The 12,146-nt window shown below is 59.0% G+C and carries 11 protein-coding genes; 6 read left to right on the forward strand and 5 right to left on the reverse strand.

Going from position 1 to position 12,146, the window contains the following annotated elements; translation table 11 throughout:
* Positions 1-11 precede the first annotated feature (11 nt).
* Complete coding sequence (locus AB4N98_RS25485) at positions 12-824, reverse strand: MipA/OmpV family protein (protein ID WP_017530535.1); 813 nt, start codon at positions 822-824, stop codon at positions 12-14.
* On the reverse strand, positions 821-2,302 hold the full coding sequence (locus tag AB4N98_RS25490) for an efflux transporter outer membrane subunit (RefSeq protein ID WP_460148979.1): 1,482 nt from the start codon (positions 2,300-2,302) through the stop codon (positions 821-823). Before AB4N98_RS25490 ends, AB4N98_RS25485 begins: the two co-directional genes overlap by 4 nt.
* A 96-nt stretch (positions 2,303-2,398) precedes the next feature.
* On the opposite strand from AB4N98_RS25490, the gene AB4N98_RS25495 reads away from it, so the two are divergent.
* The 4 genes from AB4N98_RS25495 (at position 2,399) to AB4N98_RS25510 (ending at position 6,530) form a co-directional block, all read left to right on the forward strand.
* A complete protein-coding gene (locus AB4N98_RS25495) occupies positions 2,399-3,088 on the forward strand; it encodes a response regulator (protein WP_017530533.1) in 690 nt (229 codons plus the stop codon).
* Positions 3,089-3,093: 5 nt separating this feature from the next.
* Entirely contained in the window at positions 3,094-4,269 is a 1,176-nt protein-coding gene (locus AB4N98_RS25500; protein ID WP_017530532.1) for a sensor histidine kinase, read from the forward strand.
* 345 nt (positions 4,270-4,614) lie between these two features.
* Complete coding sequence (locus tag AB4N98_RS25505) at positions 4,615-6,096, forward strand: APC family permease (RefSeq protein WP_017530531.1); 1,482 nt, start codon at positions 4,615-4,617, stop codon at positions 6,094-6,096.
* Between the two features lie 170 nt (positions 6,097-6,266).
* On the forward strand, positions 6,267-6,530 hold the full coding sequence (locus AB4N98_RS25510) for a hypothetical protein (RefSeq protein ID WP_080598193.1): 264 nt from the start codon (positions 6,267-6,269) through the stop codon (positions 6,528-6,530).
* Positions 6,531-6,613: 83 nt separating this feature from the next.
* Here AB4N98_RS25510 and AB4N98_RS25515 read toward each other — a convergent pair whose 3' ends face one another.
* On the reverse strand, positions 6,614-8,545 hold the full coding sequence (locus AB4N98_RS25515) for an acyltransferase family protein (protein ID WP_068931941.1): 1,932 nt from the start codon (positions 8,543-8,545) through the stop codon (positions 6,614-6,616).
* A gap of 90 nt (positions 8,546-8,635) precedes the next feature.
* Between AB4N98_RS25515 and AB4N98_RS25520 the strand changes: the two genes are divergently transcribed.
* Entirely contained in the window at positions 8,636-8,827 is a 192-nt protein-coding gene (locus tag AB4N98_RS25520) for a hypothetical protein (RefSeq protein WP_065879031.1), read from the forward strand.
* A 37-nt stretch (positions 8,828-8,864) separates the two neighbouring features.
* Here the strand turns inward: AB4N98_RS25520 and AB4N98_RS25525 are convergent, their stop codons facing one another.
* Complete coding sequence (locus tag AB4N98_RS25525) at positions 8,865-9,467, reverse strand: cupin domain-containing protein (protein WP_460148980.1); 603 nt, start codon at positions 9,465-9,467, stop codon at positions 8,865-8,867.
* A 161-nt stretch (positions 9,468-9,628) separates the two neighbouring features.
* On the opposite strand from AB4N98_RS25525, the gene AB4N98_RS25530 reads away from it, so the two are divergent.
* The gene (locus tag AB4N98_RS25530) at positions 9,629-10,324 is read left to right on the forward strand and encodes a B3/B4 domain-containing protein (protein WP_068931940.1); all 696 of its coding nucleotides are present in this window, start codon (positions 9,629-9,631) and stop codon (positions 10,322-10,324) included.
* Positions 10,325-10,350: 26 nt separating this feature from the next.
* Here the strand turns inward: AB4N98_RS25530 and AB4N98_RS25535 are convergent, their stop codons facing one another.
* Positions 10,351-11,235 carry an alpha/beta fold hydrolase gene (locus tag AB4N98_RS25535; RefSeq protein WP_217856487.1) on the reverse strand — a complete coding sequence of 295 codons (885 nt, stop codon included), beginning with the start codon at positions 11,233-11,235 and terminating at the stop codon, positions 10,351-10,353.
* Positions 11,236-12,146 lie beyond the last annotated feature (911 nt).

Below are 12,146 nucleotides of genomic sequence, written 5' to 3' on the forward strand. Positions count from 1 at the left end.
GCGCCTCGTTATCAGAAGGTGTAGTTGATGGCGAACATGCCCAGGCCGGCGCCTTCACGCTTGACCAGTGGGCTGTTACGGGCCTGGTCGGCGTACTGGGTCAGCGTCAGGCTGGCCAGCGTCGACCAGTGCGCGTCCAGGCTGTGCTGCCAGTTCAAGGCGGCGGAATAGGCGTAGATCCCGGCATCGGCGTTGTATCTGCCGTAGAGCGAACGCTGGCTCTGTGCCTGTGTGACGCCGAAGAAGGTCTGGTTGTAGCGGCCATCGCCGGCATGGGCGTCGATGTCCAGGGCCAGGGTGTCGCTGTCTGTGTGAAACAGCACGCCTTCGAGGCCAAAGCGGTAGCGGTTGCCACGGTGCTCGCCGGCCATGCGCAGTTCCGCTTCGCCGCTCACCGAGAGCCAGTCAAGCAGCTGCTGGCTGAGGGTGAAGTCGGCGACGGTGGCGCCGCCGATATCGCCCATGCCTTTGAGCTCGCGGTCGCCGGGGCGGCTGGTGCTGTCCTTTTCCTTACGGCCCAGGTCGTAGTTGATTGCCGCGCTGGCGCTAAAGCCGCTGTCGGATTGAAATTGCAGGCCCACCCCACGGGTGGTGTCGGCGAACAGCACGCCACGCTGGATGCTGAACATCGGCAGCACCAGTGAGCGGTAGCGGTCGGCGCCCATGTAGCGCGGCGCGACGCCCATGCCAAGGCCCAAAGTTGCGGTGGTCTTGTCGGCTGCGGGGCTGGCGTCGGTGGCCTGCGCCTGGGGCACGAGGGCGCAGGCCATCAGGGCGGCGGCGCCCCAGAGCACGGTACGGGTAGGGGCAGTGTTCAATGTCATGGTGAAACCCTTTCTTTGGATGAAAACAATGGTGCGCCGGACAGCGCGCGATACAGCGCCAGGCGGTTGAACAACACCTGGTAGTTGGCCTTGCGTAACTCGATGGCCGATTCAGTCAGGCGAATGGCAGCGGCCAGGTGCTGCGAACGCGCAGCCGCGCCGGCGGCAATCTGCTGGTCGACACGCTTGGCCTTTAACGTCGTCGAAGCGGCCAGGTCGATGTGTATGGTGGCGTCGGCCAATGCTTGTTGGCGTTGGCTCAACAGGTCGGCGATTTCGCGGAAGGCGTCCTGCACGGTCTTTTCGTATTGGGCGACAGCCGACTGTTGGCGCGCAGTGGCCAGGTCAAGATTGGCTCGGTTGCGGCCGCCGTCGAACAGCGGCAGGTTCAGTTGCGGCGTGAACAGCCAGGCGCCGCTGCCGGATGAAAACAGGTTGCTCAAGCGCGGGCTGGCGATGCCCGCGCCGGTGCTCAAGGTGATAGAGGGGAAGAACGCCGCCCGCGCGGCGCCGATGTTGGCGTTGGCGGCGCGCAGGGCTTGTTCGCACTGGCGCACATCGAAGCGCTGTAATAGTCGTTGGGACGAGAGTTCGATCAGCCACGGCGGGGTATCCAAATCAATTACAGGGTCTGTCGTGGCAGCGATCGAAGGCGTGGCCTGATAGCCAGTCACCCATGTCAGCGCCTGCTGTGCGCTGGCGTGGTCGGCGCTTGCATCCTGCCATTGCTGGGTGGCGCGCCGAACCTCCATGCGCTGGGTGTCGACCGTGTCCTGGGCGACGAGGCCTTCTTTTTGCTGACCGTCGAGTACGCTCAGCAGCAGGTTTTGGTCGTTAAGAATGGACTGCGTGTCGACCCGGACGCCTGCTTGTAAGCGTTCCTGCAAATACAGGCGCGCCACTTCAACGATCAGCGCCTTGCGCGCGGCCAGGGCACCGTAGCGCGTGGCCAGGTAGTCATGTTGCGCCGCTTCGGAGAGGCTGCGCACCCGGCCGAAAAAATCCAGCTCGAAGTCCGAGATACCCACGGAGGCCACCGCGATGTCCTGTCCATAACGTTCGTCGGCAGCCTTGTCGTGCAAGTGCTGGCGGTTGCGTTGCAGCCCCAGCGCCACGGTGGGCAGGCGATCGGCGCGGGAAATGCCGTACTGGGCGCGAGCTTGCTCCACACGCAGCGATGCAAGGCGCAGGTCGCGGTTGTACGTCAGGGCTTGTTCCACCCGATGCGGCAACTGCGCCGATGAATCCAGACCGGCCAGCAGCTGTTTCTCGTCCTCGGCAAGCGCCTCTGCGTCGTTGGCCTTGGAGGAGGGCGCGCCTACCGCAGGGTCGCCCAGCAGCGTTTGCGGCACGGGCAGCGCAGGTGCCTGGTACTCAGGCGCCAGTGAGCAGCCGGCCAACAGGGCAACCAACAGCAAAACCGCGCTGTGGCGTTCAGGCAGCTTGATAGGCTTGGACAGCGATGCGGTGGTCGGCATAGGATCGGTTCGCGAAAGTCGGCGTAGGGCAATACTGGCAGCGGACTTTCAATAAACCGTTCGTGAATTATCAAGGTTTCATCAAGAGGCTTCTTTGTGTCAGGAAAACGTATCCTCATCGTCGAAGACGACGCCGACAGCGCCAACATTCTCGAAGCGTATCTGCGCCGGGACGGCTTCGAGGTGGCCCTGGCCGAAGACGGCCAACGCGGTCTGGACCTGCACAAAAGTTGGCGGCCCGACCTGATCCTGCTCGACGTGATGCTGCCGCGCCTGAGTGGCACCGAGGTGTTGTCCGCCGTGCGTCGCGGCAGTGACACGCCGGTGATCATGGTGACGGCCATGGGTGACGAGCCGGAAAAACTCGGTGCCTTGCGCTATGGCGCCGACGACTATGTGGTCAAGCCCTACAGCCCGCGCGAGGTGGTGGCGCGGGTACATGCGGTGTTGCGGCGTAGCGCGGGCAGCCAACCGGTGGAACAGGTGCTGCGCTATGAAAACCTGCGAGTCGACCTGCTCGCGTTCACCGCCGCCATTGAGCACCGCGATGCGCCACCGCAGTGGCTGGAACTGACACCGACCGAATTCAAGTTGCTGGCGACGTTGCTCAAGACCCCGTCCAAAGCCTTCACCCGCGATGAATTGCTGGAAATCTGCCTGCCGGAAAGCGAGGCCCTGGCCCGCGTCGTCGATGCCCACGTGCACAACCTGCGGCGCAAGCTCGAAACCCATGGTATCGCCGGAGTACTGGTGACGGTGCGCTCCATTGGCTATCGGTTCAGGTGAGCAACATGCTGGAAAAATCACGGGCCAACGATAAACCTCTGTGGCGCTGGGTCGGCATGCGTATGAGCCTGTTGGCCATCGGCGCGGTGGTGGTGATCGCCGTTTGCATGTGGATCAACTTCAGGCTGTCGGACCAGTATTTTTTGCAGCGCCTGCCGCCGGCGGCGCGCGAGGAGTTGCTGCAGTTGCGCGCCGAGCCGCAGCTCAATGAGACACGCTTGCGCCAACTGGTGGCCGAGTACTATCCGGTGGAGTTCTTCCAGCCGGATATGGCCAACCGTGACTGGCTGATCCTGGCTTGCCTGGTGCTGGCCGCTATCCCGATCATCATTCTCTGCGGTTTGTGGTTTTCGCGGCCCTTGTCCAGCCAGTTCTCGGCGATTGCCCAGGGCGCACGGCGGGTCGCCGGCGGTGATTTCCTGACGCGCCTGCCGGTTCACCACGACGCACCCGACGAGCTGCAACGCCTGATCAGCGACTTCAACAGCATGACCACCCAACTGGAACGTTATGAGCGCGATGTGCGTGAGTCCAGCGCGGTCATCGCCCACGAACTGCGCACACCGTTGAATGCCGCGATGGGGCGCGTGCAGGGCATGCTCGACGAGGTATTCCCCAGCGATGCCACGCAGTTGGGCATGGTCAAGCGCCAGCTCGATCAACTGCGTAAATTGGTGGACGACCTGCACCTGCTGTCGATGGCCAGGGCAGGGCAACTGGTGCTGGAACGCAGCGATTTTCCCCTGGCGGCGTTGGTGAGCGAACGACTGGCCTGGTTCCAGCCGCAATTGGACGAGGCCGGTGTGCAGGCACGGGTCAGTATCGAGGACGGGGTTCGTATCCATGCCGATCGGGATCGCCTGGGTCAGGTGCTGAATATCCTGATCGACAACCTGCTGCGCTATGCGGCGGCGGGCGGCGAATTGAACATCATGGCGCGCCAGGTCGAAGACCGCGTCGTGATTGAGATGGGTGACCGAGGGCCGGGCATCGAAGCACAACACCTGGACAGCGTGTTTGACCGCTTCTGGCGGGCGGAGCGCTCCAGGGCGCGTTATTCGGGGGGCAGCGGGCTGGGCTTGTCCATCGCCCGTGCGATCTGCCAGGCCCATGGCGGCACTATCGCTGCCAGCAATCGTGCCCAGGGCGGCACCTTGATCAGGGCGCAATTTCCGTTGTAGTTCGGCGCAGCAGGTGCGTGAGGACGTCTTGGGATCATGGCGTTACCCAGCTATCTATTTAATCGAACGCGGCGTTCAGTATTTAATATTTGCCGGACTCTGCCGCGGCTATTAGCCTCTTTCCAAGCCTCCAACGAAGCGCCGGACTTCAGGAGGCTGCTGCAATAGCCACACGAACAGAGCACTCGCCAAAAGACGTGCGCGCCTGCGAAAACCGCGCCCGCCAGTGGATGCCCAGGCAACCCCCCACACCCATTACAAGAATACCGAGCCGGGACGAACCTTGAGGGTTTGGCCACGGCTTCGGACAGCCAAAATCTGCCGATTTTCTGGAGCCACACCGCCATGAGTGCACGTCCCCAAACCGGCGTAGACGCCGATAGCGACGCCGAACAATTGCGCAAACTGGGTTACACCTCGAACTTCAATCGCAGCATGAGCCTATGGGAAAACTTCGCCCTGGGCTTTACCTACCTGTCGCCGGTGGTGGGTGTCTACACCCTGTTCGGCCTGTGCCTTGCCGCCGGCGGGCCGCCGATGTTCTGGGCCTACCTGCTGGTGGGCTGCGGGCAATTGCTGGTGTGCCTGATCTTCGGCGAAGTGGTTTCGCAATTCCCGATTTCGGGCGGCGTCTACCCTTGGGCCCGACGCCTGGTGGGTAAGCGCTGGGCATGGATGGTCGGCTGGATCTACTCCATCGCGCTGTGCGTCACCATTGCCGCCGTCGCGGTCGGAGCCGGGCCTTACCTCGCGGCGATGCTCGGTTTCGAGGCGAGTAACAACACCAATATCATCATCGCGGTGGTGCTGACGCTGTTCGCCACCCTGGTCAATCTCAGCGGCACCAAGGTGCTGGCCCGCATCGCCATGTTCGGCTTTCTGTGTGAGCTGGTCGGCGCGGTAATCGTCGGTGTGTACCTGTTGGTATTTGAACGTCATCAGCCCATCAGCGTGCTGTTCAACACGTTTGATATCCGTATCGACGGTTCCTACTTGCCGGCGTTCCTCACTGCATCGCTGGCGGGCATGTTCCTTTACTACGGCTTTGAGGCCTGCGGCGACGTGGCCGAGGAAACCCCCAACCCGAGTAAACAAATCCCGGTGGCCATGCGCATGACCATATATATCGGCGGTGTGGCCGCGATGTTCGCCTGCCTGGCGCTGATCCTCGCCGTGCCGGACATGCAAGCGGTGATCAACGGCACCGATAAGGACCCGGTGACTACCATCCTCAACAATGCCTTTGGCAGCGTCGGTTCGAAGGTGGTCATGGGCGTGGTGATGATCTCCTTCATCTCCTGCGTCATCAGCCTGCAGGCCGCCGCCAGTCGACTGCTGTATTCCTACGCCCGCGATGAGATGGTCATCGGCAGCCGCCTGCTCAAGCGGATTTCGCCGACCACTCAGGTGCCGGTGGCAGCGCTGTTCGTCTCCGGTGTGCTGCCGACCCTGATCATCACCCTCGGTTTCTTCCTTCAGGACGCGGTGGCGACCATCGTCAGCTTTGCGGCCATCGGTATCTACCTGGCCTTCCAGATGATCGTGCTTGCGGCCCTCTACGCTCGCGCCCGGGGCTGGAAACCCAGCGGCAAATTCGCGTTGGGGGCCTGGGGCCTGCCGGTGAATATCGGCGCGCTGATCTATGGCGTCGGTGCAATCATCAACATGGCCTGGCCGCGCACACCGGATGCGGCCTGGTACATCAACTACGCGATGGTTCTCAGCACGGCCATCGTGATTGGCCTGGGCCTGCTCTACATGTGGCTGGGCAAACCCTATGACCGTGGCACCGCACCCGCCGGCGATGCCTGGGAAGTCAGTCGATAGCCGGGGGAGGCGCGGGCTGAGTCTTGCAGGCCACTCGCTGGCTTGAATGGTTCTATGAAATGCTACAAAAGTGGATCTTTTTACCGAACCATTTCGTTCCTATAGTCGCGCCGTATCTTGAGCACTCAGCGCTGTTCGCTGAGTGCTCCTACCCTACGGGAACGCGATCTATGAATTATCAAAAATGTTCTATCGGCCTTGGCGCTTGTGCACTGTTGGTTTTGTCCGCGCTGCGATTGTCCGCCGGCCAACCGCCGGCCAGGGAAGACTTTATAAAATATCCCTCCCTGCGACAAAAGTGGTCGGCAATATGCGACCCGCGCAGCAACCTCGCCGAAGTTAACGCTGAAGGTTGCGAGCATTTACATCAATGGACGGCCGCCAGCGAATTCTCTGTTTTGGATAACTTAATGAATCAAAACCTGGGCAAGTAACAACGCTCGCTGCGGTGTTGCGGCATGTCGATTACTTAAAAAGCAGCGTCATACCGGAGTTTGCATTGCTGTCGCTCAGTCACTCAGAGATGCCCGCTTTGTTTGAGCTTCTTGGCCAGGTATCGAGAGCCTTCAATGGTCAGGTGGTTCGGATCCCTGAATAGCAGTTTGCCGCCGCTCACCATCGAGCAATCGTTGGTGTTGCAGAAGTACTGGAGCACCGGAACGTATTTCACATTCGGCGATTTCTCAACAGCTTCAGCCAGCGCTTTATGGTACAGGGCCTTATTTTTCATCTGTTGATCAAAAGGCCCGGTGCAGGTTGGGCCGTCTGCGCTGAACCTGCGCCCGTATTTGCATGCCTCAGGGTCAAACAAGAAGGTTGGAACATCATCAAGTAGGGTGACGGATTTATGGTTGTCGGTGAAGAGTTTGAAGGTTCTTTCAAGCTGGCCGGCCGGATCTTCAGTGCTGGGTTGGATCTTTTGTTCCCAAAGCGCGGAGATGAAAACCTTTTTGATGGCTGGGTCTGCCGCGACTCTTTCTATAGCTTCACGCATGACTGGGCTGTCAAGTGCGGGCAATTGTTTTTGAGAGAAAGAGGCGACATTGCTGCTGTTGAATTCATCTGCAAACCCTGCGAGCAAGTGCTCTGCATGGCTATCGCCCAATAGCAAAATATCAATCGATCCAGTTTGTTTTGACTGAAAGCAGCGATATCCGAACTCAAGGTCTTTGAATGACAAATTCCTCAGTGCTTCGTCCGAGCATTTGTAGAAGTTTTTGCTCATGTACGTGATGTACGGATACCTGCCAAGATCTTCGGCGTAGCGCGCAACTGGCTTCGCTGCCTCGCGAAATGGAAGGCCGTCACCCACCTGAATGCCGAGCGCGGTAACTGTCGTGACGACCATCGCGCCGCACAAGCCCTTGATGGCCGTGTTGCGGTCTATGCGCTGGGTACGAATAGGCGATTCGATGAAGCGGTACGTCGCCCATGCAAGCACCAAGGCTGCCACAATGGCCGTGGCTCTTATTTCTGGCGAAGGCGTTGCGCTCTGGATGATCCTCGGGAAGACCAGCAGCGGCCAATGCCACAGGTAGAGTGGGTAACTGATGAGCCCGATACCGACCATCAGGCGATTGGAAAGAACGAAGCGATTAACCATCCCCTCAGGGCCCGCTGCGATGATCAAAACGGCACCCGCGACAGGCACCAGGGCAAGCATTCCGGGGAATGCGGCAGCGCTGGTGATAGTGAGCAGGCCGTATCCAATCATGGCAGTCCCGGCCAAGGACATAACGTTTGCCCAAATGGCTGACGGTGCCGCTCGAAGTGCCAGGCAAGACAGTAACGCGCCCGCCAGCAGTTCCCAGAATCGTGTTTGCGGAGAATAAAAATCTGCCGTTGGATTGTGGGATGCCTGATACAGATTCAGGCCAAATGACACTGCGATGAGCAGCCCTATAGCAATCGGCAGGTTCGTGCGCAGACGCCAGAACGCGAGTAACAGCAGCGGCCATACGAAGTAGAACTGCTCTTCAATACCCAGGCTCCACAGATGTAGAAGCGGTTTTGTGTTCGCGGCTACATCAAAGTAACTGGTCTCGCTCCACAGCAATAGATTTGAGACAAATGCGGCGCCTGCAATCGAATGTTTGGCAAGTGACAGGTACTCATCTGCCAACATCGCGAGCCAACCGAATGACAGGCATGACACCAGCACGACTATAAGTGCTGGGAATATTCTGGCGGCACGCCGGGCGTAAAATCCAGAGAGTGAAAACTTATCCTCGCGCAGCGCTTGGATGAGAATGGACGATATCAAAAATCCGGAAATGACGAAGAATATGTCAACCCCGATAAAACCACCGGTAAGTGCTGATGGGAATGCGTGAAATATAACAACAGACATCACGGCTACCGCTCGAAGCCCATCGATATCGCGTCGGTATTGGAGTGGCGTTTGGGTCGATGCCGCCTGTATTTGTTGTTCAAGTCTTAGTGACGTCATGCTCAAGAGACCTCCGGGGCTCGCTGCGAAGCGCGCATAGCCTAACCGTTGGCGACCTCTCGTCAATATTTATCTATGACGTGCGCCATTATGCCGACCAGCAATAAAGTTGGTCGCGTCCTGCTAGAGCAAAGCGTCGCGTTTAGCGAGATGTTTGCCATTTGCGCCGCATTTTCAGCGCCCCACGTACACAGCGGGATGATCGCCTCGGCCAAGCTGCGACCGAGCAGCTTCATGACCGCCAGCGAGGTCGCTCCTGACGGCGGCCTGGCACAAATCTGAAGCACGATGCTCTCACCGGCTGCCAGCCTGCAGGTATTTACTGATGCATCTCCGTCACAGACATCGTGAATACCAATTTGGATCGGCCAGCGTTGGAATAGGAATGGGGGACGTCAGTTTTGGCCACTGCCGAACTCCCCGCAGGGATGACCAACTCTGTTTCCCCTACCACGCATTTCAGCGTGCCTTTCTCCACATGAAACAGTTCCAGCGTGCCCTGAGGGTGCCCCTGTGAAGCGAAAGATTCGCCTGGGTGCATTTCCCAACGCCACAGCTCGATCATGTCGGGGCCCGACGTTCCTGCCAGAAGGCGTGCCGTTCCGCCCAGGTCCCCGGTCCACAGTGTGGGGATGTCTTGGCTGTGGATGATGTGGGCGGATGGAGCTTCGGTCACGTTGACGATGTCTGCTACGGACAGGCCCAGCGCGGCGGCGATTTTGCAAAGGATGCCGATACTGGGGTTCGCCGTACATTTCTCTATTTCGACGACCATCCCCTTGCTCACCCCTGCGCGACGGGAAAGCTCATCCAATGTGATTTTCTGGGCTTTGCGCGCCTGTTTGAGCGTGCGCGCGACGGCCAGGCTGACGGCTTGAGCATCAGCGCCAGGGGTAGTCGACAGGGTGGGCTTCGTGGCCATTGATGAGGGTCATGAGGAAAAATGTGCGGGGATTCTCGGCCCTTATCAGTCGCTCCGTCAATCGGCGCGCCCGCTATAGTGGCTGATAATGGTCATTATATTGACTTTGCTGGTCGTCGCTGACTAGCATGAAATGACATTTAGGTACCTGGAGGTTTTTGATGCTGTCCGTACTGCCGTTGATCGATCAAGCCGTTGCCGAGCTGGCGCCACAGTTCCGGGCCCTGAGCATCGTGGTGCAAGCGGCGCCACTGGCCAACCCTGAGGTGGCCCAGGCTGCGCTGGACCGCGCTTGCAAGGTTGTGCAGGAAGGTGGGCCGAGCTGGGGTGAAGCCCATCTGGCCGAGTGGGCGCACACGTTCCGAAAATTTGGCGCCAAGCCGCAGCGCACGCCTTGTTCGGCTGAGGCACTGCGTAAACGGGTTTTACGTGACGGCGGCTTGCCGAGCCTGGATCCCATCGTTGACCTCTACAACGCAATCAGTCTTGAGTACGCCATCCCGGTGGGTGGGGAAAACATTGAAGCCTACGTAGGCTCTCCACGGCTCGTAGTTGCAGATGGCACCGAACCGTTTGACACCTTGAAAGAGGGGGCTCCTGCTGTCGAGTATCCAGACGCCGGCGAGGTTATCTGGCGCGATGACCAAGGCGTGACCTGCCGCCGTTGGAACTGGCGACAAGGTGTCAGGACCCGTCTGGGTGCCGACGCAAAGAGCATGTGGTTCATTCTGGAGAGTTTGCCGGCGATGCCGCTTGAAGCCTTAACGGAAGCGGGGGACAAGCTGATCGAGGGGCTGCAGCAAATGATGCCCGGCGTCCAGATCCAACGTTCACTGATTGGTGCTGGCGGCCAATAGTCAGGTACGGCTATTTCGCCATGAACTCAACCACTGAGGCTCAAAATACCGTCGGCAAATTTTTCCGGTGCCTCTTGGGGTACGTTGTGCCCAATGCCTTCCAGGCGCTGGCGCCGATACGGCCCGGTAAAATAGCCCACGAATGGGTCGTCCTTGGCCGGGGGGTCGACCGCATCGGCCGCACCCTCCAGAACCAGTGAAGGCACGGTGATCGTTGGTTGCGCGGCAAGTCGGGATTCTATATGGCGATAGGCTGGATCGCCGTCAACCAATCCGAAACGATGGCGGTACGAGTGTATGACCACCTCCACAAAGTCGTCGTTCTCAAACGCGGCGGCAGTCGTCTCAAACGCCGCCTCGGTGAACCGCCAGGTTGGGGACCACAGGCGCCATAGCAAATGGCAGAACGCCTTGCGGTTCGCGGTCAACCCAGCGCGCCCACGGCTACCGTGAAGATAGTATTGGTACCAGAGAAGATGCTCAGCTTCGGGTGAAACGGGCGCGTGCTCCTTAGCGATATTCTGGATGCTGTAGCCGCCACAGCTAACCAAACCGCTTACCCGTTCCGGCCATAGCGCGGCGACAACGCAAGCCGCTCTTCCACCCCAGTCATAGCCCGCAAGCACAGCTTTTTCGATCTTCAGGGCGTCAAGAAAAGCCAACAAGTCGGCGCCTATGGCCGCCTGCTCGCCAGAGCGCATTGCTTGCCCATCTAAAAACCGGGTGGGACCAAAACCACGAAGGTACGGAGTGAAGCATCGCTTTCCAGTCGAGGCCAGGATCTTGGCGACTTCATCGTAGGCATGCACGTCATAGGGGAAGCCGTGGAGCAACACTATGGGGGGGCCGTCTACCGGGCCGAGTTCCAGGTAGGCGATTTGCAAACTACCGGCTTTAACAGTTTTCATCATGCCCTCCGAAATAGCGCCTGCAATCGAAGGGTTGGACAAACAAAACACGCCCATGCTCAAAAAAGCTGGGCGTTCAGGAGCGACCTCACGCCCGCTATGCAGTACGACCGCCGAGCACTTCAGCCACCCAGTCGGCAATGTTCATGAACTAGTCGCGTTCGGCGAGGTTATTGACGGTGTTGAGCGGTGACAGGTACGCGATGGACAGTTGGGCGTTGTAGCCTTTGCGGGCGAGGGTGGCCAGGGCGATTGAACAGTTCGACATCCAGGCCTTGGCACAACAAGGCCATGGCTTCCCTAAAAAGCTTGGAATCCCCCGGAAAACGACGGAACGCCACAAACGAAAAAACCCGCCGAAAGGCGGGTTTTAAAGGGCTCCACGGACTTTACTGGTTGTCAGTGGAACTGGAGATGGTGCCCGAACCCGGAATCGAACGATGGTATAACATGTTGAAAAAATTCAATAAAATTTCATGGCTGCCAAAGAATTATCCCTAAAAATATCCTATTAGGAACAACATTCGGCGTGCATGGGCTCGCGCGGTTTCCGGCCGGAAATGCAATGGCCTTTCTTCGTGTTTTTATGAGCCATCCCCCCAAAAAACATTTTGACATGGCTCTAGGACGGTGTTCATAGCCCGAAAAAAACTAATTGTGCCCCCAATTTTTCCCCCATTCGCACCGGGTGCGCGAGCGATCGCGAATGGCGATTTCTGAGCAACTCCAATATGGCAGTGACTGGTATTCAGTGCGCCTCCGTATACTGGATGAGCAGCCCTTATCTGGCAAATCCTTGCTCGTTCGGAAGAGGAAATGGGTAATGAGTCGATATCTTCAAGCGGAGATGTCGGATCTGTTTCTCAGCACCTTGAATTGCCCCGGATTCTCTAGACACCATGCAAGCTCATTCG

The sequence above is a fragment of the Pseudomonas sp. S3_E10 genome, assembly GCF_054667615.1.

Bases quoted from the DNA above. Each gene is read 5' to 3' on its own strand.
- AB4N98_RS25485 (WP_017530535.1), bottom strand. From the start codon at position 824: ATGACATTGAACACTGCCCCTACCCGTACCGTGCTCTGGGGCGCCGCC.
- AB4N98_RS25490 (WP_460148979.1), bottom strand. From the start codon at position 2,302: ATGCCGACCACCGCATCGCTGTCCAAGCCTATCAAGCTGCCTGAACGC.
- AB4N98_RS25500 (WP_017530532.1), top strand. From the start codon at position 3,094: ATGCTGGAAAAATCACGGGCCAACGATAAACCTCTGTGGCGCTGGGTC.
- AB4N98_RS25505 (WP_017530531.1), top strand. From the start codon at position 4,615: ATGAGTGCACGTCCCCAAACCGGCGTAGACGCCGATAGCGACGCCGAA.
- AB4N98_RS25510 (WP_080598193.1), top strand. From the start codon at position 6,267: ATGAATTATCAAAAATGTTCTATCGGCCTTGGCGCTTGTGCACTGTTG.
- AB4N98_RS25515 (WP_068931941.1), bottom strand. From the start codon at position 8,545: ATGACGTCACTAAGACTTGAACAACAAATACAGGCGGCATCGACCCAA.
- AB4N98_RS25520 (WP_065879031.1), top strand. From the start codon at position 8,636: ATGCCGACCAGCAATAAAGTTGGTCGCGTCCTGCTAGAGCAAAGCGTC.
- AB4N98_RS25525 (WP_460148980.1), bottom strand. From the start codon at position 9,467: ATGGCCACGAAGCCCACCCTGTCGACTACCCCTGGCGCTGATGCTCAA.
- AB4N98_RS25530 (WP_068931940.1), top strand. From the start codon at position 9,629: ATGCTGTCCGTACTGCCGTTGATCGATCAAGCCGTTGCCGAGCTGGCG.
- AB4N98_RS25535 (WP_217856487.1), bottom strand. From the start codon at position 11,235: ATGATGAAAACTGTTAAAGCCGGTAGTTTGCAAATCGCCTACCTGGAA.